Raw genomic sequence first — 247 nt, forward strand, 5'->3', positions numbered from 1 at the left:
GCTGCTGACCGATCCCTCCAGCCGCATCCCGGTGACGATCCTGCCCTCGGGCCAGCACGCGCTGCTGACCGGGGACAATACCGCCCTGCCGGCGCTGGATTTCATCGAAAGCCCGGAAAACCTGCGCCCCGGCGACCGGGTGGTCAGCTCGGGCGATGGGGGCGTGTTCCCGCCGGGCCTGCCGGTGGGCCAGGTGGCGCTGGCCAGCGACGGCCGGCTGCGGGTGCGGTTGGCCGCGGATTACGGC

At 73.3% G+C, this 247-nt stretch carries 1 protein-coding gene; it reads left to right on the plus strand.

Going from position 1 to position 247, the window contains the following annotated elements; genetic code table 11:
* On the plus strand, positions 1-247 hold a 247-nt coding region (gene mreC / locus ACTHS4_RS12325; RefSeq protein WP_440366030.1), incomplete at both ends, for a rod shape-determining protein MreC.

The organism is Neisseria sp. P0014.S009, assembly GCF_051958155.1.
GTDB classification, from domain to species: domain Bacteria; phylum Pseudomonadota; class Gammaproteobacteria; order Burkholderiales; family Neisseriaceae; genus Neisseria; species Neisseria flavescens_C.